Below are 24,058 nucleotides of genomic sequence, written 5' to 3'. Positions count from 1 at the left end.
CTTTCATCATGGAGACAGATTTCTGCGTCATCGGCGCCGGCCCGGCCGGGCTCAGCCTGTCGCTGCTGCTGGTGCGATCCGGCGCCCGGGTCGTTCTCGTCGAACGGGCGACGTCGTTCGACCGCGAATACCGCGGCGAGATCCTCCAGCCCGGAGGCGCGCTGATACTGGACCAGCTGGGTGTTCTCGACGGCGCCCGCAAACGGGGCCACTACGAGTGCTCGCGCTTCCGTATCGTCTCCGGCGGACGCCCCCTGTTCCAGGCCGAGTACGACCAGATCGAACCGCCGTACAACCACTTCCTCARCATCCCGCAGCCGAACGTCCTGGAAGAACTCTTCGACGCCTGCAAACAGTACGACCGCTTCGAGTATCTCGACGGCCGGTCACCGAGCGGGCTGCTCCTGGACGGCGAGCGCGTCGTCGGCGTCACCCTGCCGGACGGCGACACCGAACAGCGGATCAACGCCCGGTGCGTGATAGCCGCGGACGGGCGGCACTCGAAGACCCGGCGGCTGGCCGACATCACATTCACCAAGATCGACGCCTTCGACTACGACATGGTGTGGTTCAAACTGCCCGCCCCACAACGACACGGCCCCGAGGTGACGGTCTTCCAGGGCGACGGCAACCCGATCATCGTCTACGACGCCTACCCCGACAGCCTCCAACTGGGCTGGACGCTCCCGCGGCGCAGCTACCGGTCGCTGGCCCAGCACGGGATCGAACACATCAAGGAACAGATCCGCCAGTCCGTTCCCCGCTACGCCGACCTGATCACCAAGTACATCAACGTGCCTGGTGACCTCGCGGTGCTGGACGTGTTCGCCGGTTTCGCCGACACCTGGGCCCGGGACGGTCTGCTGCTCATCGGGGATGCGGCGCACACGCACGGCCCCATCGGCGGCCAGGGGATCAACCTCGCCATCCAGGACGCGGCACTCGCGCACCCGATCCTCGTCTCGGYGCTGGCCGCCGGCAGCTTCGACCGCGACACGCTCGGCCAGTTCGAACAACAGCGGCGGCCGGTCGTGGAAACGGTCACCCAGATGCAGGCCAGGCAGGCCAAACTGCTGTTCGCCCGCCCCGGCGGCCCCCCACCCGACCTGGCCGCCGAACACGGTGCCCCCGGCGCCCCCGGCGAGCACGGCGGCCCCCCGGCCGGCCCGCCCGCCGAACACAGCGGCCCTCCAGCCGGCCCGCCCGCAGGGCACGGCGGGCCGCCGGCCACCCCGGATACCGGACGCGGTGGTCCCCCAACCGGCCCAGGCACCGGCGGCGGTCCCGGGGACGGCCATGGGCACGGGCACGGGCACGGCGGCCCGCCGAGCGGCCCGCCTGCCGGCGGTGGTCCCGGCCGCGGTGGCCCGCCGCTCGTCGTCAACGCGTCCCCGGTAGCCTTCGGCACCCAACGCGTCTCAGCCCGCACCGACATCTTCGTCGACTGATCTCTTCTGGGAAGCGATGCTCTCCAACGCTTGGAGCGGCCGCGTCTCGGCCGTCAGAATACCGTAAAGCAGATTACCGGACAGATGCGGTGACCTCTCTCGTGTCGAGACGGTCACCGCATCTGTCAGTATCATTCCGTGTTCGGAACTATGATCACGATCGACTGGTCGTGGTTGAAGGAAAGGCTGGCGCAGGGCCGGCCCACGGCCCACGGCTGACCGAAGCCGCTGTCGTYGATCCGCCAGGACTGCAGGCCGTAGGTATCCAACTTCTGCCGGACCATTTCGATGATCTCGCCGCGGGGGCGGCAGTGATCTGCCCGCACGGCGGTTACCACGTCGTTCTGGAAAGCCGCGAATCTGCGCGCGGAATCAGACAGGCCCGTAAAAGGACGCAGCCCCAGCGCGCGGCAGGCTTTCTTCGACGGAAACACCGCGATGGCCCCACCCGAGGTAAGGCAGGCGGCGAGTTCCGACGGTACGTTCATTCCAATGGACCGCCACACCTGCCGGCAGGATTCTACTGGGTCCGTCACCCCGCCGCCGACAATGTCCGTGTCACCGTGAAGACTCACCGTCTTATAACATGACACCGTCGTGGCCTGGGTCGCCACATCACCGGGAAGCAGTTCTCGGCCGGCGGCCGTCCCAAGAACAGCCACCACGGCCACGGCCGGAACGACTATCAGCTTTCGCCGCCACCACGGCCTCCGGGCCGGCTCGGAAGCCGCCACGACGTGGCGTTCGAGCAGTTCCTGGCGCTGTGCCAGACGATCCGCCGGGATGGCCCGTTGCGGCGGAAGCCGCGGAAAATCCAGATCGGACATGTCACGCCCCTTCCCGACCGTGTCGGCCTGTGACCGGTATCGCCGGATCAATGGATTCCTGAACCGCGCCCGTCCCCGCGGCCCGGGTCTTCGCGAGCCGGGCACGGGCACGGGCCAGCCGCGACCGGACCGTTCCCACCGGAACGCCCAGAGCGACCGCGGCTTCCGCATAACTCAGACCGGCCATCGCCACCAGGGCGACGACATCCCGCTCACCACGGTTCAGGACCGCGAGCTCGCGCAGAATGTCCCGCATCCGTTGCTCGTCGTCGAGCCGCGCCACCACCTCGTCGGCGGGATCGGGCTCCACCTCCGCGGGCGGCAGCCGGTACAGCGCCGCGTCGTAACGACGGGCGGCCCGCGTCTGGTTACGCACCACGTTCGTCGCCACCCCGAGCAGCCACGGGCGCAACGAGCCGGAGAGAGCGACCGCGTCGGCCCGCCGCCGCCACGCCTCCAGGAAGACCACGGACGTCGCGTCCTCCGCGCCGCTCCACGAACCGAGCCGGCGGAAGCAGTAGGTGTAGACGGCACTGGAGTGCGCGCGGAACAAAAGCCCGAACGCCGTCCCGTCCCCGGACCGGGCCCGCGCAAGCAGCTCACCGTCATCAGCCGGCTCAGGCGTCATCGATCGCTCTCATACCTCGTAATGTCCGCACGAGCTCGTCAAGTTCCCAGCGAACCACCGTTTCCAGGACGCAAGCTTCGGCGGCTCGCGGGGCTCCGGAGTCCCGATCCGCATCGGCCCCGAGACGGCGGCCGAAGAATCTTTCGGCAGGTTGATCACCAACGGCATCCATGCGCTCGCGACCTGTTCACGCCTACAGGCACCGTGAATCGCCACGGTGGCAGCCCTCACCGGTCACGGTATCGATCGGATGCGGACGGTCACGGAGGGGCCCACGACCGTTGCCAGGAACGGGGAGCAGAGTGGAGTTTCTCACCACCGTCCTGGCTGAAGCTCCGCACAGAACAGGCAAGCCCCTGCGCTTCGATCTCGAAGGAATGTGGGCGGCCCGCCGAGGCACCTATCGCATCCTCTATCGGATCAATGATGACAAGCACGAAGTCGTCGTCCTCCGCGTCGAGCACCGCCGGGATGCCTACCGACCACTGTGACCCGCTACCGATTTTCTTCGCGTATGGCGGATCACCCATGGCAGGAGGGAGCGGGTGGGAATCTTTGCACTCGCGGTTACGTGAAGTTGGTACTGAGGGGTGTGGAATCTTTGCATCAGACGTTGCGGAATCTCGGCAGTCTGCCGCTGCGGGCACCACCCGACCCGCCCGATCTGCGGGACTACGTCGAGCTGGCGTTGCGCGGCGGTTTCCCGAAAGAAGAAGAGGTGTTCGGTATGCAACGGCACGGGGAAGGTGTAAGCAGAGCCGATTTCATTCCTGATGTGATCTGGGTGAACGGTGAGGGCTCATGGATGGTTCCGCTGAATCGGGCCGAAGAACCCGAACGCTGGCAGGCCGCGGTTGACAGCGACGCACCCGTCATCATCCAGGTCGACGACGGAGCCGACACGTACGGTGTCAGCAGAGGCATCTTCCCGACGAGCTCGAGCAGCGCTCCCGGTGTCATGAATCGGCCGCCTGGAACTGAGCAGACTGACCTGGGCAGACCTGGACAGGCTCTCAGTCGGCTCCCAGGCTCGCATCAGGTCAGCGTCAGGCTGAAACCCCACTATCAGGTCCCATGACGGTGACTCTCGACCTTCGACAGCAGCCCGGACCGACGGCGAGGATCCGGCCATGACCACGACCGTTCCCGAGCGGGCGGGCATTCCGCCCGCCCCGGCCGCGGCACCCGGCCGCCCCGGCGCCGGTTCCCGGGCGGGGGGCCGGTGGGCGCGAAGCCTCCTGCGCGGCCGGGAGAGCGATCCGGCATGGGTGCGTCTCGCGCTGCTCGCCCTGCTGGCCGGGACGGCCGTGCTCTACATCTGGGGGCTCGGCGCCTCCGGCTGGGCGAACAGTTTCTACAGCGCCGCCGTCCAGGCAGGGTCGTCGAACCTGACGGCGTTCTTCTTCGGCTCCTCGGACGCCGCGAACTTCATCACCGTGGACAAGCCACCGGCATCACTGTGGGTGATGGACATCTCGGTGCGTATCTTCGGGCTGAGCTCGTGGAGCGTGCTCGTCCCGCAGGCGCTGGAAGGTGTCGCCGCCGTCGGGGTGCTGTACGTGACCGTCCGGCGCTGGTTCTCCCCGGCCGCGGCGCTGCTGTCCGCGGCCGTGTTCGCGCTGACACCGGCCGCGGTGCTGATGTTCCGGTTCAACAACCCCGACGCGCTGCTCGTCCTGCTGCTGCTCCTCGGCGCCTACGCGACCGTCCGGGCGGCGGAGACGGGCAGCGCCAGATGGCTGGTCTGGGCGGGGGTCTTCGTCGGGTTCGGCTTCCTCGCGAAGATGATACAGGCGTTCCTGGTCGTGCCGGTCTTCGCGGCCACCTACCTGCTGGCCGCGCCGATATCGCTGCGGCGCAGGATCGGTCGGCTGTTGCTGTCCGGGGTGGCGATGTTCGTCGCCGCCGGCTGGTGGGTGGCGGCCGTGGAGCTGTGGCCGAAGGGCTCCCGGCCCTACGTCGGCGGCTCGCAGAACAACAGCATCCTCAACCTCATCTTCGGCTACAACGGCTTCGGACGGCTCAACGGCAACGAGGCCGGCAGCGTCGGCGGAGGCGGCGGCACCGGCGGCCGCTGGGGGGAGACCGGCCTGACCAGGATGTTCAACACGGAGATGGGCGGGCAGATCTCCTGGCTCATCCCCGCGGCACTGATCATCATGGTGGCCGTGATCGCGATGCGCGGGCGCGCCCCACGCACCGACCGGACCAGGGCCGCGCTGCTGCTCTGGGGCGGCTGGCTGGTCGTCACCGGCGTCACCCTGAGCCTCGCCAAAGGGATCATCCACCCCTACTACACGATCGCGCTCGCGCCGGCGGCCGCGGCCGTCGTCGGCATCGGCGGCGTCCACCTGTGGCGCGAACGCGACCGGCTCGGGTCCTGCCTGGTCCTGGCGGCCGCGGTCACCGCCACGACGGCGTGGTCGTACGTCCTGCTGCACCGGACGCCCGACTGGCAGCCGTGGCTGCGAGCGCTCGTGATCGCTGTCGGTGCCGTGGCGATCGTCACGCTGATCCTCACGCTGGTGCTTCCCGCGCGTCCGGCACGTCGCGCCGCGACGGTGCTGGCCGCCGCCGGCATCCTGGTGACGCTGATCGGGCCCGCGGCCTACGCGGTCGAGACGGCCGCCACCCCCCACGCCGGCGCCCTCCCGTCGGCGGGGCCCACCGGCGGCTTCGGCGGCGGCCCTCGCGGGGGCGGTTTCGGCGGCGGAGGCTTCGGCGGCGGCGTCCGGATGAATGGTCCGGGCGGGGGTGTCTCGCAGGGGATGCCACCAGGCGGCACAACAGGCCAGGGCGGCGCGACGGGAGGCCAGGGCGCTGTGCCGGGCCAGGGCGGTGTGGCGGGCCAGGGCGGCACGACGGGCCTGGGTGGCGGCTTCGGCCAGCAGGGTGCGGCGATGTTCGGCCGGGGCGGAGGCCTCGGGGGGCTGCTCGACGCCGGGACGCCGAACGCCGAACTGGTGACCGCGCTCACCCAGAACGCCGAGCGCTACACCTGGGTCGCGGCCACCATCGGATCCAACTCCGCCGCCGGCGTCCAGCTCGCCGCCCGTGCACCAGTGATGGCCATCGGCGGCTTCAACGGGACCGACCCGGCCCCCTCGCTRGCCCAGTTCCAGGAGTACGTCGAAGCCGGAAAGATCCATTACTTCCTCGCCAGCGGTGGCATGGGCCGCGGTGGCGGCTCCGGCGGCACCACCAGCGCGATCATCACATGGGTCCAGCAGACCTTCACCACGACCACGATCGGCGGCACGACCGTCTACGACCTGACCAGGCCAGCCGCATAAAGTAATCACCGCGCAGCATCTCCGGAACAGGACCGGGGCACGGGCCTCCCGGTGGCGCGAAAAGCGCTTTTCGCGCCACCGGGAGGCCTTCTTCCATTTTTCAGCTTCTTTCCACTTTTCAGCTGCCAGTTTTCAGCTGCCAGCTTCCAACCGGCCGTCCTTTCAACCGACAGCAGCCACTTGCGACCGTCCGCAGGCGGCCAGGGCGCCGCCAGAGCCGGAACATGCCGGGCGGCCCGGCACCTGAGACGACCTGGCGCACGGGCAGCCTGGCCGCCTGGGTGGACGCCGGCAACAGGCCCGTGTCCCGGCGTCCAGCGGGATGATCCTTGTCACGGGCGCCGGGGGCGGCCCGGCTACCGGGGCGGCGGTAAACAGAGGGTGATGCGCCGGGTGGCAGTCCGCCCCGCCGGGCGGTCCGGCTACCGGGCGGCGGTAAACCCGGCGGTGGCAGGTCGTCGCGGATTTACGGTCCGGAGCCCGAATTCCACTACCCGCTGTTAGGCTTCGGCATTGTCGGCCCGGCCGAACGCGGCCGCGCCCGACCGGTCGATGACGACACAGCGCAGTCACTCACCGCAATCACACTGTGCTATCTGAACCATTAGCAACCAAGCAGTTACAAGCATCGGCGTCACCCTGAGAGGTCTGGGATGTCACGACCACGACCACGAGTGCTGGGTGTCGTGCTGGCGGGGGGCGAGGGCAAGCGGCTCGCGCCACTCACCGCCGACCGGGCCAAGCCGGCCGTCCCCTTCGGCGGCCTCTACCGGCTGATCGACTTCGTCCTGTCGAACCTGGTCAACGCGGGCTACCTGCGTATCTGCGTGCTCACCCAGTACAAGAGCCACAGCCTGGACCGCCACATCACCACCACCTGGCGGATGAGCAACCTGCTCGGCAACTACATCACCCCGGTACCGGCCCAGCAGCGACTCGGCCCCCGCTGGTACACCGGATCCGCGGACGCCATCCACCAGTCCCTCAACCTCGTCTACGACGACCAGCCGGACATCGTGGTTGTCTTCGGCGCCGACCACGTCTACCGGATGGACCCGCGGCAGATGGTCGACCAGCACCTGGCCAACGGAGCCGGCGTCACCGTCGCCGGCCTGCGCGTCCCGCGGGCCGACGGCACACAGTTCGGCGTGATCCGCCCCGGCGCGGACGGTTACACCATCGACGCCTTCCTGGAGAAGCCCGCCGACCCGCCCGGCCTACCGGACAGCCCCGAGCAGACGTACGCCTCCATGGGCAACTACGTGTTCTCGACGGACGTCCTGATCGACGCGCTGCGGGCCGACGCGGACGACGACACCAGCGTCCACGACATGGGCGGGAACATCATCCCGATGCTCGCCAAGGCCGGCGTGGCGCAGGTCTACGACTTCACCTCCAACGACGTGCCCGGGGCCAACGAGCGGGATCACGGCTAYTGGCGTGACGTCGGCACCCTGGACTCCTACTTCGACGCGCAGATGGACCTGTGCACGGTCGACCCGGTGTTCAACCTGTACAACCGGAACTGGCCCATCCTGACCAACGTCCCGTCCCTGCCGCCGGCGAAGTTCGTCCACGAGCACCCGGACCGGACCGGCACGGCCGTCAACAGCATCGTCARCAACGGCGTGATCATCTCTGGTGGTCTGGTGCGCCACTHGGTGCTGTCGCCGGGCGTGCGGGTGAACTCGTGGGCGCATGTCGAGAACGCGGTCGTCATGCACAACACGGTGATYGGACGGCGGGCCATGGTCCGTAACGCCGTCCTCGACAAGAACGTGATCGTGCCCGAAGGCTGCGAGGTCGGGGTGGACAAGGAGCACGACCGCGCCCGTGGGTTCACCGTGAGCCCGGAGGGCGTGACCGTCGTCGGGAAGGGTGTCACGATCACCTGCTGACAGCGGGCGTTCAGCGTTCCGGCCGGAGCCGGAGCCCGACCGGCTCCACAGGCTTCGGCCGGCCACCATGCACAGGTCACCAACCACAAGGGCGGGCATGCGCGTTTCACTGCTGACCAGGGAGTACCCACCGGAGGTCTACRGCGGCGCGGGGGTGCACGTCGAGTACCTCGCCCGCGAGCTGGCCCACCTGGTGGACCTGACCGTGCACTGCCAGGGCGCCGACCGCCCGAGCCCGGACGGCCTCACGGTACGTGCGCACCGGCCGTGGGAGGTGCTCGCGGACGCCGGGGAGGCGCTGCGGACGGTGTCGGCCGACCTGTCCGCCACCGCCGCCGCCGCGGACGCCGACCTGGTGCACTCGCACACCTGGTACGCCAACCTCGGCGGACACCTCGCGTCCCTGCTGTACGGGATCCCGCACGTGATGACCTCGCACTCCCTCGAGCCGCTGCGGCCGTGGAAGGCCGAACAGCTCGGCGGCGGCTACGCGCTGTCGTCATGGTGTGAGCGGGTCTCCATCGAGTCGGCGGCGGCCGTCATCGCGGTGAGCAGGGGCATGCGGGCGGACGTCCTGTCGGCCTATCCGGCGGTCGACCCGGCCCGGGTGCACGTCATCGGCAACGGGATCGACACCGACGAGTACACCTCGGATCCGGCCACCGACGTCCTCGCCCGCCACGGCGTCGACCCGGAGCAGCCGTCTGTGGTGTTCRTCGGACGGATCACCCGGCAGAAGGGCCTGCYGGTGCTGTTGAAGGCGGCGGCCGGGTTCGACCCGCGGGCCCAGCTCGTGCTCTGCGCGGGGGCGCCCGACACCGACGACCTGCTGGCGGAGGTGACGGCGCAGGTCGACCGGCTGCGCGACACCCGCAAGGGCGTCGTGTGGATCCCGGGGATGCTGTCCAAACCCGAGGTCATCCAGCTTCTGACGCACGCGACCGTCTTCGTCTGCCCGTCGGTGTACGAGCCGCTGGGGATCGTCAACCTCGAGGCCATGGCCTGCGGGACGGCCGTGGTCGCCTCCCGGGTCGGTGGCATCCCCGAGGTCGTCGACGATCGTGTGACCGGGCTGCTCGTCCCGCCCGAGGACCCCGCGGCGCTCGCCGAAGCCGTCAACACGCTGCTGGGCGACCCGGCGCGCGCGGACGTGATGGGCCGGCGGGGCCGGGACCGTGCCGTCGCCGAGTTCGGCTGGCCGGCCGTGGYGGAGCGAACCGCCCGCCTGTACGAGTCGATCCTGTCCCCTGCCCGGCTCCGGCCGTCCCCCTGATCCCACAACCGTCCCCCTGGCTCCGGTCGTCCTCCTGGCTCCGGCTATCGTCCGGGGCCTGCCCGTCCTCGCCCCCAACGCCGCGGAACGAACGACGAGGGACACATGCCCTTTCTCAGTGACAGGATCGCCGTCGAAGAGATCGACGACATCCGTTGGCGCCTGCTGGAACCCGTCAGCTACGAGGGAAAAGAACAGGTCTTCACCGTGCCGACGGGGTTTACGACCGACTTCGCGTCGGTCCCACGCTTCCTCACCTGGCTGGTACCCACATACGGGCGTTACACCAAGGCGGCCATCCTGCACGACTGGCTGTGGAAACTGGCCGACGCCGGCGACTTCGACCGCGCCGACGCGGACGGGATCTTCCGCCGGGCAATGCGTGAACTCGATGTGGCCTTCTTACGGCGGTGGCTGATGTGGGCGGCGGTGCGACTCGCCGGCGTCCGGAAATCGGGGCTGTCCACGCTGTGGCGCCCGGGGTTCGGGCAGCTCGCCGCGCTCGTCGCCGTCACCCTTCCCGGTTTTCTCTTCGTCCTGGTCCCCGGCTGCGTCGTCCTTGCCGCGCTCTTCGTCTTCTATCTCGCCGAATCCATCGCCTTCCTGATTCTGAAAATCGGCAGCCGGCGGGCACCGACCGGAAAGCCGGTGAAAAAGGTCAACCCTCCGTCATTCCGGTGGACGCCGTCGTAGACGGTCCCGTATCTTCCACGAGCCGGTGCCGGGCGGCCCGTGGGTGTCAGCGCACTGCGCTTGTCGACCAGGCGTCGCCCGGTGGCTGAACTGTCGTCACCGGCCGGTGGTCGAAGGTGTCGAGAGTCATCGCATGCGACGACACCTGTTAGCAGTGGCGCTTGCCGCGACCATTGCGGTCGCGGGACTCGTCCCGGCCGGTACCGCCATCGCCGCGCCCGGCAATCCCGGCCCCGCCGGCCCCGACAGGCCCGCGGTCACCTTCGCCCTGCTGGGCGACACTCCTTACGGCGACGCCCAGCGCGCCGTCCTCCCGCACCTGGTCGACACCGTCAACGCCGATGCGGACGTACGCTTCGTGCTGCATGCCGGCGACGTCAAGAACGGCTCGTCCACCTGTGACGACGCCCGCTTCGCCGATCTGGTACAGCTCTTCGGCACGTTCGACGATCCGTTCGTGCTGACACCCGGCGACAACGAATGGACTGACTGCCACCGTACGGCCGCCGGCGGATACCTGCCCACCGAGCGCCTGGATGCGGTTCGCCGGGTGTTCTTCCCGGAACCGGGCCGTACCCTCGGCCGTCACCAGCTGAGGGTGGCGACGCAGGCATCCGACCAGCGCCACCGCGAGTACCGCGAAAACGTGCTCTTCACCCGGAACCGGATCGTCTTCGCCACCGTGCACGTCGTCGGCAGCGAGAACGACCTGGCACCGTGGTCACAGCTGCCCGGCGGGGACCGGCCGGACCTGCGGCTGGCCGAGTTCGAGGCACGCAGGGCCGCCGCGCTCGACTGGATCGACACCGCTTTTGCCACCGCCGAGCGCACCCACGCTCCCGGCGTACTCCTGCTGATGCAGGCCGAGCCCACCGAGACCCCGGGCTTCACCGAGATCCGCCGACGCATCGCCGAACGGTCGCGCGGATACGGCAAGCCGGTCCTGCTCGTGCACGGCGACGAGCACATCTACGAGGTGGAGCCCACCTACGCCGGAGTACCCAACCTGACCCGGCTGGAGACCTTCGGCGACACCGCCACGCAGTGGTTGCGGGTCACCGCCAACCCACGCACGCCGGGCGTCTTCTCGTGGACGACGCAGACGGTGCCGTCCACCTGACGGACCGACCGGCAGGCGGGCGGCGGGCCCGGCGGATCCGGAGAGCCCCGGTCCCTGGCCTGCTCGGTGGTTCGAAGAACCATCGAGCAACAGGCCGGCAACCGCGGAGACGACACGGAGAACGTGACGTTGCCAACTTCCCTGCTCCGAACGGGCTGCCACAGAGCCATCGGTGGTTCGGAGTGCAACCCTTGGAAGAGTGACGACGACTGCTCTCCAGTGGCTCTCCCCCACCGGGCCGACCACTGACACGCCACCGCGCCTCCCCTGCTCGGTGCGCCGTACCAGCACAGTTGACGTCCTGTGCCCGGACGACACCGAAAGTCCGGTGGTGATCGTCGGCCGAGCACGCGACCTGCGCACCATCGGGGAGCGGGCGGGAACGGACGGCGACGCGCGGGTCGTGGCCGAGGCCGGTGTACGGGTCACGATCGACTATTTCGGCGACCGGACGGTCACCGCGATCGACTGCGATCCGGCGGTGGCCGGCAGTGACGCGCTGCTGGGCGCCCGGGCCGGATCGGGCTTCCGCACCGCGCTGGACCGGGCCGTGCCCGAGCTGACCACCGGAGGCACCCTGCTCGGGCTGCTCCTCGACGAGGTGCCCGTGGTCATGCTGATCTCGGGTTCGATGATCGCCCGCACCGCCGGAGTGCCGTTCACCGACGTCAGGATGCCGCCGGTCAACGTCTGCGCCGGCTGGGTGGCCGGCGGCGGGCTGGACGTCGCCAACCGCGAGGATCCGTCCGCTCTCCTGGGCCGCGGGCCGAACGCCCCGAGGCTGGAGGACGACAGCGATCCGCTGGGCTGGCACGTGGCACCGCCGCTGCCGCCCGGCAGCATCCGACGGCGGCGCAGGATCGACGTGGCACCCGGGCCACGGCCGGGCGAGGCTGTGGTGGACGGGCTCTTCCGGGACATCTACCACGACCTGGACGGCTCGGAAGCAATCGTGCACGAGTACGCCGTCAACGTCACGATCGACCTCGCCACCGCGACGATCAACGCGGCGGAGGCGACACCCCGCGTCCTGCCGGGCCCGCAGTGCCCGCTCGCCGCGACGAGCGTCAACCGGGTGCTCGGCCAGCGCCTGCCCGGGCTGCGCAGCGAGCTGCGTTCCTCCATGACCGGGCCGACGACCTGCACCCACCTCACCGACCAGCTGCGCGCCCTCGCCGACATCCACGCCCTGCTCCCGCTGCTGGCCTGACCGTCACGTCAGAAATTCACGCATCCGTTCACTGACCGTCGCCTTTAGCTGACTCTAACGGCGCTGTCCGCTCGATAGAGATGACGGGCTCGTGTCGCTGTCCGCGCGCTGTCGGTCAGGAGCCCGTCCATGGATCATTCTTGTCCCTCGCCTCGTGGCCGATCCCTCGTGCGGCGCATGCTGCCGCCTGTACTCGCCGTGGCCCTGGCCGGTGGCCTCAGCCTCACCGGGATCGTCGCGACCCCGGCCTTCCCGGCCTCGCCCGACGTGGTGATCAGCGAGGTCTACGGCGGCGGCGGTAACAGCGGTGCGACGTACCGCAACGACTTCGTAGAGCTGTACAACCGCGRCACCACGGCGGTCAGCGTTGCCGGCTGGTCCGCACAGTACGCCTCCGCGGCCGGCACCAACTACCTTGCCACCGCGCTGTCCGGCACGATCCAGCCCGGCGCCAGGTATCTGGTCCGGCTCGCCTCCGGCGGCAGCCAGGGCGCCGCACTGCCCACCCCGGACGCGACCGGCACGACGAACCTGTCGGCCACGTCCGGCAAGGTCGCGCTCGTCACCAGCACCACCGCCCTGACCTGCGGCGGCAACTGCGACACCGCGCCGGGCGTGAAGGACTTCGTCGGCTACGGCAGCGCGAACGACTACGAGGCCTCGCCGGCCCCGAGCCTGTCCAACACCACCTCGGCGACCAGATCGAACCCGGCCGCTGACAGCGACAACAACGCGAGCGACTTCGCCAGGGCCAGCCCCAGCCCGCAGAACTCCCAGGCCGGCGGGGGCGGGGGTAGCGACTGCGCCGGTTACACCACCCGCATCCGTGACGTCCAGGGCAGCGCGCACATCTCCCCGCGAAGCGGCCAGTCGGTGTCCGACGTGCGCGGTGTGGTCACCGCGGTGACGGGCAGCGGCTTCTGGTACCAGGACCCGTGCCCGGACGCGGACGACGACACCTCCGAAGGCCTGTTCGTGTACACGTCCAGCGCACCTACGGTCACCGTCGGCCAGGAGGTCGCGGTCGGCGGAACCGTCACGGAGTACCGGCCGGGCGGGTCGGGCACCACGAACCTGACCACCACGGAGATCACCTCGCCGTCCGTCTCCGTGCTGGGGAGCAGGGCCGTCCCGGCAGCGACCGTCATCGGCACCGGCGGCCGGATACCACCGACCACGGTGATCGACAACGACGCCACGGGCAGCGTCGAGACCTCGGGCACCTTCGACCCCGCCACCGACGGCATCGACTTCTACGAGTCCCTGGAGGGCATGCGCGTCCAGGTGAACAACCCGGTGGCGGTGGGCCCGGCCAACAGCTACAACGAGATCCCGGTGCTCGGTGACAACGGCGCGAACGCGTCCGTGCGCACCACCCGCGGCGGCATCGTGACACGCCAGACCGACGCCAACCCGGAACGGATCATCCTGGACGACGGCGCGCTGGTCGGCTCCACACCCGCCGGGGTGAACGTGGGCGACCACCTCTCTGGCCCGGCGGTCGGCGTCCTCGACCACTCCTTCGGCAACTTCAAACTGCTGCTGACCAGCGCGATCAGCCGAGTGGCGGGCGGGCTCGCCCCGGAGAGCACCGGCGGGCCGGGCGCCGGGCAGATCTCGGTCGCCACGTTCAACGTGGAGAACCTCGACCCGTCCGACCCACAGAGCAAGTTCGACGGGCTGGCGCACCAGATCGTGACCAACCTGGCCGCGCCGGGGATCATCACCGTCGAGGAGGTCCAGGACAACGACGGGGCGACCAACAGCTCGGTGGTGGCCGCCGACCAGACCTGGACCAGGCTGATCAGCGCGATCGGTGCCGCGGGCGGGCCGACCTACACCTACCAGCAGATCAACCCGGTGGACGATCAGGACGGCGGCGAGCCCGGCGGCAACATCCGCGTCGGCTTCCTCTTCCGCACCGACATCGGGCTCACCTTCGCCCCCGGCACACCCGGCGGCTCCACCACCGCGGTGGCCGTCTCCGACAGCGGCAACCCCGCCGACCGGGTCAGCCTCAGCGTCAACCCCGGCCGGATCGACCCGGCCAACTCGGCCTTCAACGCCAGCCGCAAACCGCTGGTCGGCAAGTTCTCCTTCAACTCGAAGCCACTGTTCGTGATCGCCAACCACTGGAACTCCAAGGGCGGTGACGACCCGCTATTCGGCCGCTACCAGCCACCGACCCTCACCAGCGAGGCGCAGCGCAACCAGCAGGCGACGGTGGTGCGGAACTTCGTCCAGTCGATCCTGGCGATCGACAGCCAGGCACGGATCGTGGTGGCCGGCGACCTGAACGACTTCCCCTACTCGGCGCCGGTGCAGACCCTGACCAGCGCCGGCCTGACCGACCTACCGGCCACCCTGGCCGACGCCGAACGCTACACCTACGTCTACGACGGAAACTCGCAGGTCCTCGACCACATCCTGCTCTCCGCCGCGCTGGCCGGCGCCGAGCACAGCTACGACGTGGTCCACGTGAACTCCGAGTTCGCCACCCAACAAAGCGACCACGACCCCCAGGTAGCCCGGCTCACCCTGCCCTGAGTTTCCGCACCCCAGCGTTTCTCCGCAGCAGGACCTGGTGCCGGTCACCGTACATGGCGGCCGGCACCCTCCGGGTCAGCACCACGACCGAGCGCTCGGCGCCTGGCTCCTGCCCGGCGGCCATCTGGAGATCTCGGACGAGACCCTGTTGGACGCGGCGCTGCGCGAACTCGCCGAGGAAACCGGCATCCCCACCGACACCGTCACATCAGCCGACGATCGGCCGATCCACATCGACGTTCACCCCATCCCCGCCAACGACGCCAAGGGCGAGCCGGAGCACCGGCACATCGACTTCCGGTTCCTCTTCCACGCCACTACCGGCACTGGCCAGCTTCAGACCGAGGAGGCCACCGACGCGACCTGGCGCAACATCGACAGTCTCGGCGACGCAACAATGCGGCAGCGCATCGCCGAAGCCCTTCGCTGATGCCCGGCCGCCCGTCCTGGCGCACGCAGCCCCGGACGTGCGCGGGGGCGGGCCTTCGTCACCGTCGCCGAGAGCCAGACAAGGCGGACGTCCCGGAACTCACGAGATCACGGCGCCTGCGAAGTCACAGCGCCTGCTACAGCCGCTCGAACTCCCCGGCCCTCGCGCCGCCCAGGAAGGCATCCCACTCACGCGGTCGCGCGTCCTCGACACCGCGTGCGACAATCGCACGTCGGAAATGCCCTCTCGACCCGGCGGGCGGAAGCCCGGAGAGCTCTCGTTCCCCCAGTTCAAAGGGCGTTTTCGCGTTCAGGAACCCCAACGGGCAAGCATAAACAGCGGTGCATCCGGGTTACCGTCCCGMCCGCACTCCCTTGCGCTCGGCAGTGACGCGAGTTAGATTGAGCCCGTTTTCACGACAACGACACGGGGAGTGATGTGGYGTGAATCTGGAATACGCGCAGGCATGGCTGGACGCCTTCTTCACCAGCGGGGAGGCCACCCGGGACTTCTACGCTCCCGACGGCATCTTCACCGATCCGGTCCTCGACCAGCACATCAACGGCCACGAGAAGATGATGCGCCTCTTCCCACTGTGGTCGATGCGGAACGTTTTCGGCACTCACAAGTTCATCGCCACGAGCTATCTCGGAAACGAGAAGCTCGGCGTATTTCCCTGGGTGTGGCAGGCGAATTTCAACGACAACTTCTTAGGGATGCCGACCGACGGGGTGACGCCCTACATCGAGGGCATCACCGTGCAGGTCTACAACGAAGACGGCAAGGTGACACGGGACTGGACCTACTGGGACGCCCTCCAGTGCATCAGGCAACTTCCATACCCGATCAAGAACCCGCCGGCGACGCCACACCTGTGGCGGGACGGCTGGGATCAGGCAACCGACCCGATGACGGCCCCTCGGCCCTGCCCGCCGGCGCTGGACAAGCTGGAGTGGTCGCCGGGGCCGTACGCGAAGGACCTGCTGGACCAGTTGCGTGTGGTTCCCGAGGGGGCCGAGTCGGTGGCCCGCATGGACCTCGTCGACACAAAGGCCCAGCCCTGGCTTGACGCCTTCTTCATCAGCGGCGAGGCCACCCGGGACTTCTACGCCAAGGACGGCATCTTCGAGGACCCGATCCTGGACCAGCACATCGTCGGCCACGACCGGATGATGAAACTGTTCCCGCTGTGGTCGAGGCGGGACCTCTTCGGTACCCACAAGTTCATCGCCACCGACTACCTGGGCGGCGAACGCCTCGGAGTGTTCAACTGGGTGTGGCAGGCCAACTTTCAGGGCGACCTGTTCCTGGGCATACCCACTGGCGGGGTGAAGCCATTCATCGACGGGATTACCATCCAGGTCTACAACGACGAGGGCCTGGTGGAACGCGACTGGACGTTCTGGGACGGGATACAGCTCATCAAGCAGCTGCCCTTCCCCATCACCGCTCCTCCCCAGACCCCGCACCTGTGGCGGGACGACTACAACCCGGCGACGGACGACCTCACCTCGCCCCGGCCGATCCCCGAGGAGCTGCAGAAGCAGAACTGGTCCCCCGGGCCGTACGACCAGGGGCTCATCGACGCGCTGCGGGCCAAGYTGGCGGCCGACCACCCGTCGGTGACGAGCCTCTAGACGAGTAGGTTCGAACGGTTGGGTCGGTCAGTGGCCGTAGGCGATCAGTGATCGGGTGACGGGCGCGGCGGTCTTGTTGTTGTGCCAGATCGCCGCGGCCATCTCCAGTAGCCGCTGGCGACCCGGATCGCGACGCCCTCGAAGGTCCGGCCGCCGTGTTGTTCCAGGTCAGGCTGCCCTTTGAGGGTGTCGTTGACCGACTCGACCAGGTGTCGGCGCGCGCCCACACCTCACCCTGCCGCACGCCGCAGGTCCTCCAGCCTGGCGTACTCGGCCGCCAGGTAGTCCGGGGTGACGCCCAGGGCGGCGTTGCGCTGCTGTTGGCGGGCGAACCGGACGGTCCAGATCGACTCGGCCAGCATCTTGTCCACCCACGCCGACAGCGTCATCCCGGCGGACACGGCCGGCGGAGAGATGTTTCGTAGTGTTTCGTCATAAAGTTTCATTGAATTTAAGAATGATGCGGATGAAGCACCCGTAGCGGCTGATTCCGGGGCTGTCGAGGCAGGACGAACGATCCGGGGTCGCGCCGACGCCCGACAGGCCTGTCGTGGACGTCGTGGACATCGGGGGCGTCGTGGCCGGCCAGGCGCGCCTGGTTCGCGGGCAGCTACCGCGGTTGGCGTGATCGGGCGTGATCGGGTATGTGTCCGTTGCGCTCGTGGGCATGTCCTACGAAGGCACGTCCCGCAACCCCGAAGAAGGCGACCCCGAAGAAGGCGGCGAAGAGGGCCGCGATGACGGGACAGTGTCCTCGACGGCGGCTATGAACTCGGTCGCGAGGGAGGCCAGGGCGTCGTAGTGCCGGTGGTAGCCGTACCGCTGCCGCAGGGTGCCCCAGTCGTTGAACTCCGCCGCCTCCGCGATCTCCGTCGAATCCGGGATCCTGGAGCTGAACACGCGCAGGCCGGTCTCCTTCCCGGAGCGGGCCAGATAGTCGGCCGTCTGCCGGTGCAGCGAGACGTTCGCCCGGTATTTKCTGACGACCAGGCCGACGGCGGGGATGTCCCGGCCCACACTCGTGGCGAACGCCTGGATCCTGGCCCGTATATGCGGAATGCCGTACGTGGACATGACGTCCGGGATCGTCGGGACGATATAGCCGTGCGAGATCCGCAGCCCGTTCAGGGTGAGCGCGCTCAGGTTCGGCGGGCAGTCCACGAGGATGTAGTCGTAGTCGTCGGCGACCTTCTCGATCTGCCGGTGCAGCAGTTCCACCGGGTTGTGGCCGCCGGTGGCGGGCGGTCCGGCAGGCGACAGCAGCCTGTCCTGGATGTCGATGAGGTCCAGCGAGGAGGCCAGCAGGTCGACCTGGGTGACGCTGCCCACCGGGGAGACGTCCCGCTGCAACGCCTGGTGGATGTCGAAGAGGCCGCCGGCCGGGCCCGGGTCCACCGCGTCCCGGAAGAGCGCCGCGAGTGTCTGGCCGGAGTCGTTGAGCTCCTGCCAGCGCACTTCGCCGATCATGAAGACGGTCAGGTTCGTCTGCGGGTCCAGATCAATGATCAACACTCGCTTGCTGTGTTCCCCGGCCAGGATCTCCGCCAGCGCCGCGGTGATCGTCGTCTTGCCGACGCCTCCCTTGAGGTTGATCGTCGAGATGATGCGCGTCAACGTCGTTCCCCCGCCTACCCTCACCGGCGCGGGGCCGCCGCGGTGAGATCCGACCAGATGAACCGCCACGATAGCGCGCGCCTCTGATCATGATGACGGCCCGGGACGTGCTGATGAACCCACATCCGTACCACCGCCTCTCCGGTCACACGGGGAGCCTTCCCGATCGCGGATCCGTCACCTCAGGATGACGGATCCGCGATCGTCCTGCGCCGACTCACCTTCGGCTCGATCCGGCGGATCATGTACGCGGTCAGTACCAGCGCGACGACACCCACCCCCACCCCGGCGAGGACGTCGAGGAKCCAGGTGGATCCGCTGTGCTCCCACAGCGGATCCGGCGGATCGCCCCGGGGCCCGACGCGGCCGAGCTTGGCGACATCGTTGAGGTCGGCGGTCGAGCCCAGCGCGGCAAAGCCCCAGCGGGCCGGCGCGATCCAGCTCACCTGTTCCAGCACCGGCCGTCCCACCGCCGACACCAGGCCCCCGGAGAGCACGAGCTGGGCCATGGTGACGAGCACGAGTACGGGCATGGTCTTGTCGGCGTTGTCCACCAGCGTCGACACCAGCAGCCCGATCATCATCGATGACAGCGCCGCCACGACCACCGCGATCAGACACTCCCCGAGGGGCGAGCCGAGTAGTACCGCATTGGCCGGCAGGCGCCCGAGTAAACCGATCAGGGTGAACACCACGCACTGACAGGTGGTGATCGCGGTCAGAACCACGATCTTCGAGCCGAGGTAGGCGGTACGCGACAGGCCGATCGTGCGCTCCCGCCGGTAGATCGGCCGCTCCTTGACGATCTCGCGCACGGAGTTCGCCATTCCCATGAAGCACGCACACAGCACGAGCACGACCAGCACCTTGGTCGCGTCCGGATTGGGCTCCGGCAACGCCGCCAGACCGTCCTTCGCCGGGATGACCCTTGGGATGATCCCGAGCAGGAACGGGAACGCGATGATCAGCCGCAGGTAGGAGCGGTCCGCGAACACGACCCGCAGATACCGCCTGACCAGCGTCGACAACTGCGCCATCACCGGCTGCTGGCGGATGCCGGGCAGCAGCGCCGGCGGGCGGCGCACGACCGGCGCGACAACGGCGGACGGGACGTAGTACTCGGACGCGCGGAAGCGGGCCGCGAGCACGTCGCCCGGGGTCGCCTCCAGCTCCCGGAAGACGGCCACGAACTCCTTGAAGTCCTTCTTGCCGAAGAAGCGCAGCGCACCTTCGCTCGGACCGAAGTAGGCCACATGGCCGCCGGGAGCGAGCACCAGCAGGTAGTCACACAGATCAAGGAACAAAACGCTGTGAGTGACCACAATCACCGTGCGACCCTCGCCCGCGCTGCTGGCACCACCGCCCGCGGCGCCGGCTGTGCCGTCACTGCCACGGGCGAGCCCGTGCAGCGCCTCCATCACCGACTGGTCGTTCGCCGGGTCGAGGCCGGAGGTGGGCTCGTCCAGGAACAGCAGGGTCGGACGGGTCAGCAGCTCAAGAGCGACACTGGTTCGCTTGCGCTGCCCGCCCGACAGCCGGCTCACCGGCGTGCCGGCATGGTCACGCAGCCCGAGCTGGGCGATGACCTCCCGGACCCGGCTGCGCCGCTCCTCCACCGTCGTGTCCGCGGGGAAGCGCAGCTCGGCGCCGTACTCCAGAGCCTGGCGGACGGTGAGCTGACCGTGCAGCGGATCGGCCTGCGGGACGTAGCCGATCCGACGACGCAGCTCGTCGTACTCGGCGTAGAGATCCCGACCGGCGTAGCGGACCACACCGGCATCTGCCGGGCGGAACCCGGTGAGCGCGTTGAGTAACGTCGACTTGCCCGCGCCGCTCGGACCGACCACACCGAGCAGCGACCGGGCCGGCAGCCGGAACGTGACGTCGTGCATGAGCTGCTTGGGACCGGCCCACACCGACAGGCTCTTCACCTCGAAGGTGACGTCGCCGCTGTCGACGTACTCGACCAGCGTGCCGCCGTCGAGCTGGAACAGGTGGTGCCCGATCGCAATGACGTCACGCTGCGCCACGAACGCCCGGACCACCCGCTGGCCATTGACGAACGTGCCGTTGGCCGACCCCAGGTCGACGACCTCGACGGCAATGCCGGCGGCGCCGGCGGCACCGTCCCCGCCCGCACCGTTACCGTTCCCAGCGACGATGCTGCCGTCGGCCCTGCTGCCATCAGCACCGCTACCGCCCACGCCGCCGACCCGACGCTGAGGGCCGACTCGGAGCTGGGCATGGTGTCGAGAGGCCAGTAAGTCGTCCACGACCACGTCGTTGTCCTGGGAGCGGCCCAGCATCATCCGCCCGGGACGCAGCCGGTGGACCCTACGGTCGTGGCCCACCACCTGATGTTGCAACGTCGACACGTCGTCGTCGGCTGCACCGGCCCGGACCACCCGTCTGGGCTGCGGGCCGGGGGGGTCACCGGCGCCGGCCAGTGCGGTCAGCGGGTCGCCGGGCTGCTCCGTGCGGCCCGGCGGCTCCGGGCGGGAATCGGAGCGTGGGACAAAAACGATCTCTGGTCCGTCCACGGCGCCGAGCCGAATCCGGACCTGCCCACCACGCGTGGTGACGTTGACGTTGCCCACCCGCCTGCCATCACACCACAGGCCGTTGGCGCTGGTGTCGCGTACCAGCCAGCCGTCGGCACCCGACTCCAGGATCAGATGCCGGCGGGACACGCGCCGGTCGACAACGACGACGTCGGCCTGACGCGCCCGCCCGACCACGTACGGTCCACCAGCCGCAAGGACAACCTGACCGTCCGGGGTGTTGACCTGCAGCGCGGTCCCATCCACCTGCGTATCTCCCCCCGTGGCCGGAGGTTGGTGGCCACCGGGCCAGTCGCTACCGGCGTCCTTCGCCGGAGCGATCATAACTGCCGCATCCGGACGGAATCGGGGGTTTCGACCGAGCGGACCGGCTGACAGCAACACGACCGACGACACTATGACAGACAGTACAATCTACGACACAATGAGTGGTGCAATCGATGCTCCGGCGGCTCGGTAGATGGCCGCGACCAGCGGCACGGACGGCGAGACGGTCGGATATCCGACATCGGATGCCAGCTGCCGGATGCCGGATGCCGTGCGTCGACGCCGGGTCCTCCCTGCCGTGTCGCCACCAGCCGGGTGGGAGCCTCCGTTCGTCGATGACGAACGATGCCGTCGGCGCCGGGTCCATGCCGTTGCGCTTCCGTGTCGTCACCTTCGCTGTCGTCACCTTCACTCGAGCGACGATCTCCGCCCCGGAGATCATTCGATGCCGCAACATGTACGCTGTCCCCGTCCGGGGGAAAACTTCAGGAGAACTACGGAGCGGCCCCCTTGTCCGTGCTGAAACGGTTTCACGTTCTGACGGCCGGAATTATCTTCTGTACGACACTGGTCGGACTGGCCGTGTGGTCGCTGCCGGACATAACAGGCCGCCCGCCGGCACGACAGCCGGCAGTGACGTCCACCACCGCCAGCACCGCCCCCACTTCCGTCCCCACACCCGCCCCCACCGGCACCGGCGCGGCTACGACAGGCGCGTCCGACACCGTGGAAAAAACCGGCGACACGGCTGCCGGCGCGGCCAGACCACCCGGTTTCGGCCAGGCCGGCAAGCTCGTGTTCGGCCTCGGCCCCTCCCTCGACAGCGACTCGACCTCACCCGTCGCCGACCAGCTGGGAATGTTCACGACCTGGTACAACAGTCCCAATGATTTCGGTTTTCTTACCAACTGGTCGAAGGACCTGATTCCGCAGGTCTACGCCGGTGGACGCGCGATTCACCTCGTCGTGTGGCTCGGCGGGGCGGGCAGGGTCGCCACCGTACAGACCAGGTACGGGCCGGCCTGCGGGCGGGACTACCCCCTGTCGTCGTCGTTCCTCAGCGACACCCGCCGGCTCGCCCAGATATTCGGCGGCGAGGCGGACGGGCCGCCGCTGTACGTCACGCTGTTCACCGAGCTGCAGACCTACCCGTGCAAGGCCAACACCTGGGCCGCCACCCCGGAGGTGACGAACTACTACCTGAAACTCAAGGACCAGTACACCRCCGCGATGGGCATATTCCACTCGATAGCGCCGAATGCCCGGGTCTCCCTCGGCTGGGGCGGCTGGCAGGCCCGCTGGGACGACCCCGGGAAAGGCGGCGGGAAATCATTGATCGGACATTTCGACGACGTACTGCGGCAGTCGGACTTCCAGAGCTTCCAGGCGATGGACTCGAAGAACAACGTCGACGACATCCGTGACATGACCCGAATTCTCGGGAAATACGGCCCGGTCATGGTCGCGCACTACAAACCCGACGACGGCTCGGCGGACACCTGGAACAACGACCTGCGGGCGGTTTTCACCGACGACTACATACGACAGGTCACCGGCGCCGGCCTGTTCGCGTTCAGTCTGATGGACAACAAACACCTGACCGCCGACACCGAATCCCTGCGGCTCGTCCGCGACGCCGCCACCCGCTACGGCACCCGAACCGGTTAGCACACCGTCGCGCAAGCCTCCGCCGCCAGCCGGCCGCTGAAACACGATTCAGACATATCGAGATCAGAATCAGCCCGCATGATGCCGATGTCTGCCGCCGCGACCTGCCCGCCCTACCAGGCGGTCGGCGGCGCCACCGATCGTCAGATCAGCGTCAGAGCCGGCCGAGGTCGAGCTTCACGGGGAAGGGTGCCGTGGTGTCGAGTACGCCGACGAACACCTCCGCGTTCCGGTAGGTCCTGGTCGCCGGGTCAAGGACGTGGGTGTACACCAGCGGAGCACCGGTGGCGGACCCCTCGATCCGCCAGTGGTAGGCGATGCCGGCCCTGGCGTACTGATCCGCCTTCACGATCCTGTCCGTGGTCTCCGAACCCGGCGAGACGATCTCCACGATCAGCAACACGTGCTCCGGACGGGTGGGCGTGACATCGATCGTGTCCGCCCGGTACACCACGACATCCGGACGCCGATTGGTCAGCGGCACGTCCTGCAGCCGGACATCGAAGTCCGTATCGGCGTTCCAGTCCGCCCCGCCGGCCGTGTCCAGGGCGTTCGCGATGATGCGGGCCAGCCGGCTGTGCCGCTTGGAGGCGCTGGGGCTTACAACGATCATTCCGTCCACGATCTCGATGCCCGCGCACTGCTCCTCGGACCAGGAGTCGTACCGCTCCGCCGTGATCTGTTCGTGCATCCATGCGGGAGCGACCATCTCCGCAGCCATGGCACACCTCCTGCGAACCCGCGCGGCAGACCTGGCTGTGTCCGATGCCGTGCCGTGTCCGATGCCGGATGCTGCCGCGATCAAGCATACCGTGAGTTCCCAGCGGTCCCCGTGATACGACCGGGGACGCTTTTCTGTTGCCTGCGAGYAACCCGGGATCCGGGGCGGGATGATGGCCGCGGCGCTTTCCACGGGCCCGGCGAGTGAATCCGGGAACGGGGAC

The 24,058-nt window shown here is 68.8% G+C and carries 19 protein-coding genes and 1 pseudogene; 13 read left to right on the top strand and 7 right to left on the bottom strand.

The window, feature by feature from the left end:
* Positions 1-8: 8 nt before the first annotated feature.
* Positions 9-1,448, top strand: a complete 1,440-nt coding sequence (locus BL254_RS16530; RefSeq protein ID WP_076843939.1) for an FAD-dependent monooxygenase — start codon at positions 9-11, stop codon at positions 1,446-1,448.
* 131 nt (positions 1,449-1,579) lie between these two features.
* Here BL254_RS16530 and BL254_RS16525 read toward each other — a convergent pair whose 3' ends face one another.
* A complete protein-coding gene (locus tag BL254_RS16525) occupies positions 1,580-2,275 on the bottom strand; it encodes a hypothetical protein (protein WP_076843937.1) in 696 nt (231 codons plus the stop codon).
* A gap of 1 nt (position 2,276) precedes the next feature.
* Positions 2,277-2,903: an RNA polymerase sigma factor gene (locus tag BL254_RS16520; protein WP_076843935.1), complete on the bottom strand. Its 627-nt coding sequence runs from the start codon at positions 2,901-2,903 to the stop codon at positions 2,277-2,279.
* 302 nt (positions 2,904-3,205) lie between these two features.
* Between BL254_RS16520 and BL254_RS28515 the strand changes: the two genes are divergently transcribed.
* The 11 genes from BL254_RS28515 to BL254_RS16465 all read left to right on the top strand — a co-directional run bounded on the left by BL254_RS28515 (position 3,206) and on the right by BL254_RS16465 (position 17,004).
* Positions 3,206-3,394: a type II toxin-antitoxin system RelE/ParE family toxin gene (locus BL254_RS28515; protein ID WP_235433633.1), complete on the top strand. Its 189-nt coding sequence runs from the start codon at positions 3,206-3,208 to the stop codon at positions 3,392-3,394.
* Positions 3,395-3,474: 80 nt separating this feature from the next.
* Positions 3,475-3,981, top strand: coding sequence for a hypothetical protein (locus tag BL254_RS16510; RefSeq protein ID WP_139342352.1), 507 nt, complete (start codon positions 3,475-3,477; stop codon positions 3,979-3,981).
* A gap of 52 nt (positions 3,982-4,033) precedes the next feature.
* On the top strand, positions 4,034-6,196 hold the full coding sequence (locus tag BL254_RS16505) for a glycosyltransferase family 39 protein (protein WP_076843932.1): 2,163 nt from the start codon (positions 4,034-4,036) through the stop codon (positions 6,194-6,196).
* Between the two features lie 653 nt (positions 6,197-6,849).
* The gene (glgC, locus tag BL254_RS16500) at positions 6,850-8,094 is read left to right on the top strand and encodes a glucose-1-phosphate adenylyltransferase (RefSeq protein WP_076843930.1); all 1,245 of its coding nucleotides are present in this window, start codon (positions 6,850-6,852) and stop codon (positions 8,092-8,094) included.
* A gap of 97 nt (positions 8,095-8,191) precedes the next feature.
* Complete coding sequence (gene glgA / locus BL254_RS16495; RefSeq protein ID WP_076843928.1) at positions 8,192-9,367, top strand: glycogen synthase; 1,176 nt, start codon at positions 8,192-8,194, stop codon at positions 9,365-9,367.
* A 105-nt stretch (positions 9,368-9,472) separates the two neighbouring features.
* The gene (locus BL254_RS16490) at positions 9,473-10,060 is read left to right on the top strand and encodes a DUF1353 domain-containing protein (protein ID WP_047223907.1); all 588 of its coding nucleotides are present in this window, start codon (positions 9,473-9,475) and stop codon (positions 10,058-10,060) included.
* A gap of 133 nt (positions 10,061-10,193) precedes the next feature.
* On the top strand, positions 10,194-11,180 hold the full coding sequence (locus BL254_RS16485) for a metallophosphoesterase (protein WP_047223908.1): 987 nt from the start codon (positions 10,194-10,196) through the stop codon (positions 11,178-11,180).
* A gap of 199 nt (positions 11,181-11,379) precedes the next feature.
* The gene (locus BL254_RS16480; protein WP_076843926.1) at positions 11,380-12,390 is read left to right on the top strand and encodes a DUF2889 domain-containing protein; all 1,011 of its coding nucleotides are present in this window, start codon (positions 11,380-11,382) and stop codon (positions 12,388-12,390) included.
* Positions 12,391-12,567: 177 nt separating this feature from the next.
* Positions 12,568-14,937: a lamin tail domain-containing protein gene (locus BL254_RS16475; protein ID WP_076843991.1), complete on the top strand. Its 2,370-nt coding sequence runs from the start codon at positions 12,568-12,570 to the stop codon at positions 14,935-14,937.
* Between the two features lie 37 nt (positions 14,938-14,974).
* Positions 14,975-15,367 (top strand): NUDIX hydrolase, encoded by a 393-nt coding sequence (locus BL254_RS16470; RefSeq protein ID WP_235433634.1) that lies wholly within the window; start codon positions 14,975-14,977, stop codon positions 15,365-15,367.
* A 443-nt stretch (positions 15,368-15,810) separates the two neighbouring features.
* The gene (locus tag BL254_RS16465) at positions 15,811-17,004 is read left to right on the top strand and encodes a hypothetical protein (RefSeq protein ID WP_047223909.1); all 1,194 of its coding nucleotides are present in this window, start codon (positions 15,811-15,813) and stop codon (positions 17,002-17,004) included.
* A 27-nt stretch (positions 17,005-17,031) separates the two neighbouring features.
* Here the strand turns inward: BL254_RS16465 and BL254_RS28510 are convergent.
* The 4 genes and pseudogenes from BL254_RS28510 to BL254_RS16450 form a co-directional block, all read right to left on the bottom strand.
* A pseudogene (locus tag BL254_RS28510) lies at positions 17,032-17,219 on the bottom strand (IS982 family transposase); the annotation flags it as partial.
* 15 nt (positions 17,220-17,234) lie between these two features.
* The gene (locus BL254_RS27215) at positions 17,235-17,393 is read right to left on the bottom strand and encodes a hypothetical protein (protein ID WP_157180533.1); all 159 of its coding nucleotides are present in this window, start codon (positions 17,391-17,393) and stop codon (positions 17,235-17,237) included.
* Between the two features lie 283 nt (positions 17,394-17,676).
* Positions 17,677-18,618 carry a ParA family protein gene (locus tag BL254_RS16455; protein ID WP_254858235.1) on the bottom strand — a complete coding sequence of 314 codons (942 nt, stop codon included), beginning with the start codon at positions 18,616-18,618 and terminating at the stop codon, positions 17,677-17,679.
* Between the two features lie 182 nt (positions 18,619-18,800).
* Positions 18,801-21,425 (bottom strand): ATP-binding cassette domain-containing protein, encoded by a 2,625-nt coding sequence (locus BL254_RS16450; RefSeq protein WP_076843923.1) that lies wholly within the window; start codon positions 21,423-21,425, stop codon positions 18,801-18,803.
* A gap of 654 nt (positions 21,426-22,079) precedes the next feature.
* Between BL254_RS16450 and BL254_RS16445 the strand changes: the two genes are divergently transcribed.
* Positions 22,080-23,114, top strand: a complete 1,035-nt coding sequence (locus BL254_RS16445; RefSeq protein WP_254858233.1) for a hypothetical protein — start codon at positions 22,080-22,082, stop codon at positions 23,112-23,114.
* Positions 23,115-23,268: 154 nt separating this feature from the next.
* Here the strand turns inward: BL254_RS16445 and BL254_RS16440 are convergent, their stop codons facing one another.
* Complete coding sequence (locus BL254_RS16440) at positions 23,269-23,835, bottom strand: Uma2 family endonuclease (RefSeq protein ID WP_047223913.1); 567 nt, start codon at positions 23,833-23,835, stop codon at positions 23,269-23,271.
* Positions 23,836-24,058: the final 223 nt, after the last annotated feature.

This window comes from Protofrankia sp. BMG5.30 (assembly GCF_001983005.1).
Taxonomy (GTDB): domain Bacteria; phylum Actinomycetota; class Actinomycetes; order Frankiales; family Frankiaceae; genus Protofrankia; species Protofrankia coriariae.
This window is presented reverse-complemented; position numbering and strand designations above follow the sequence as displayed.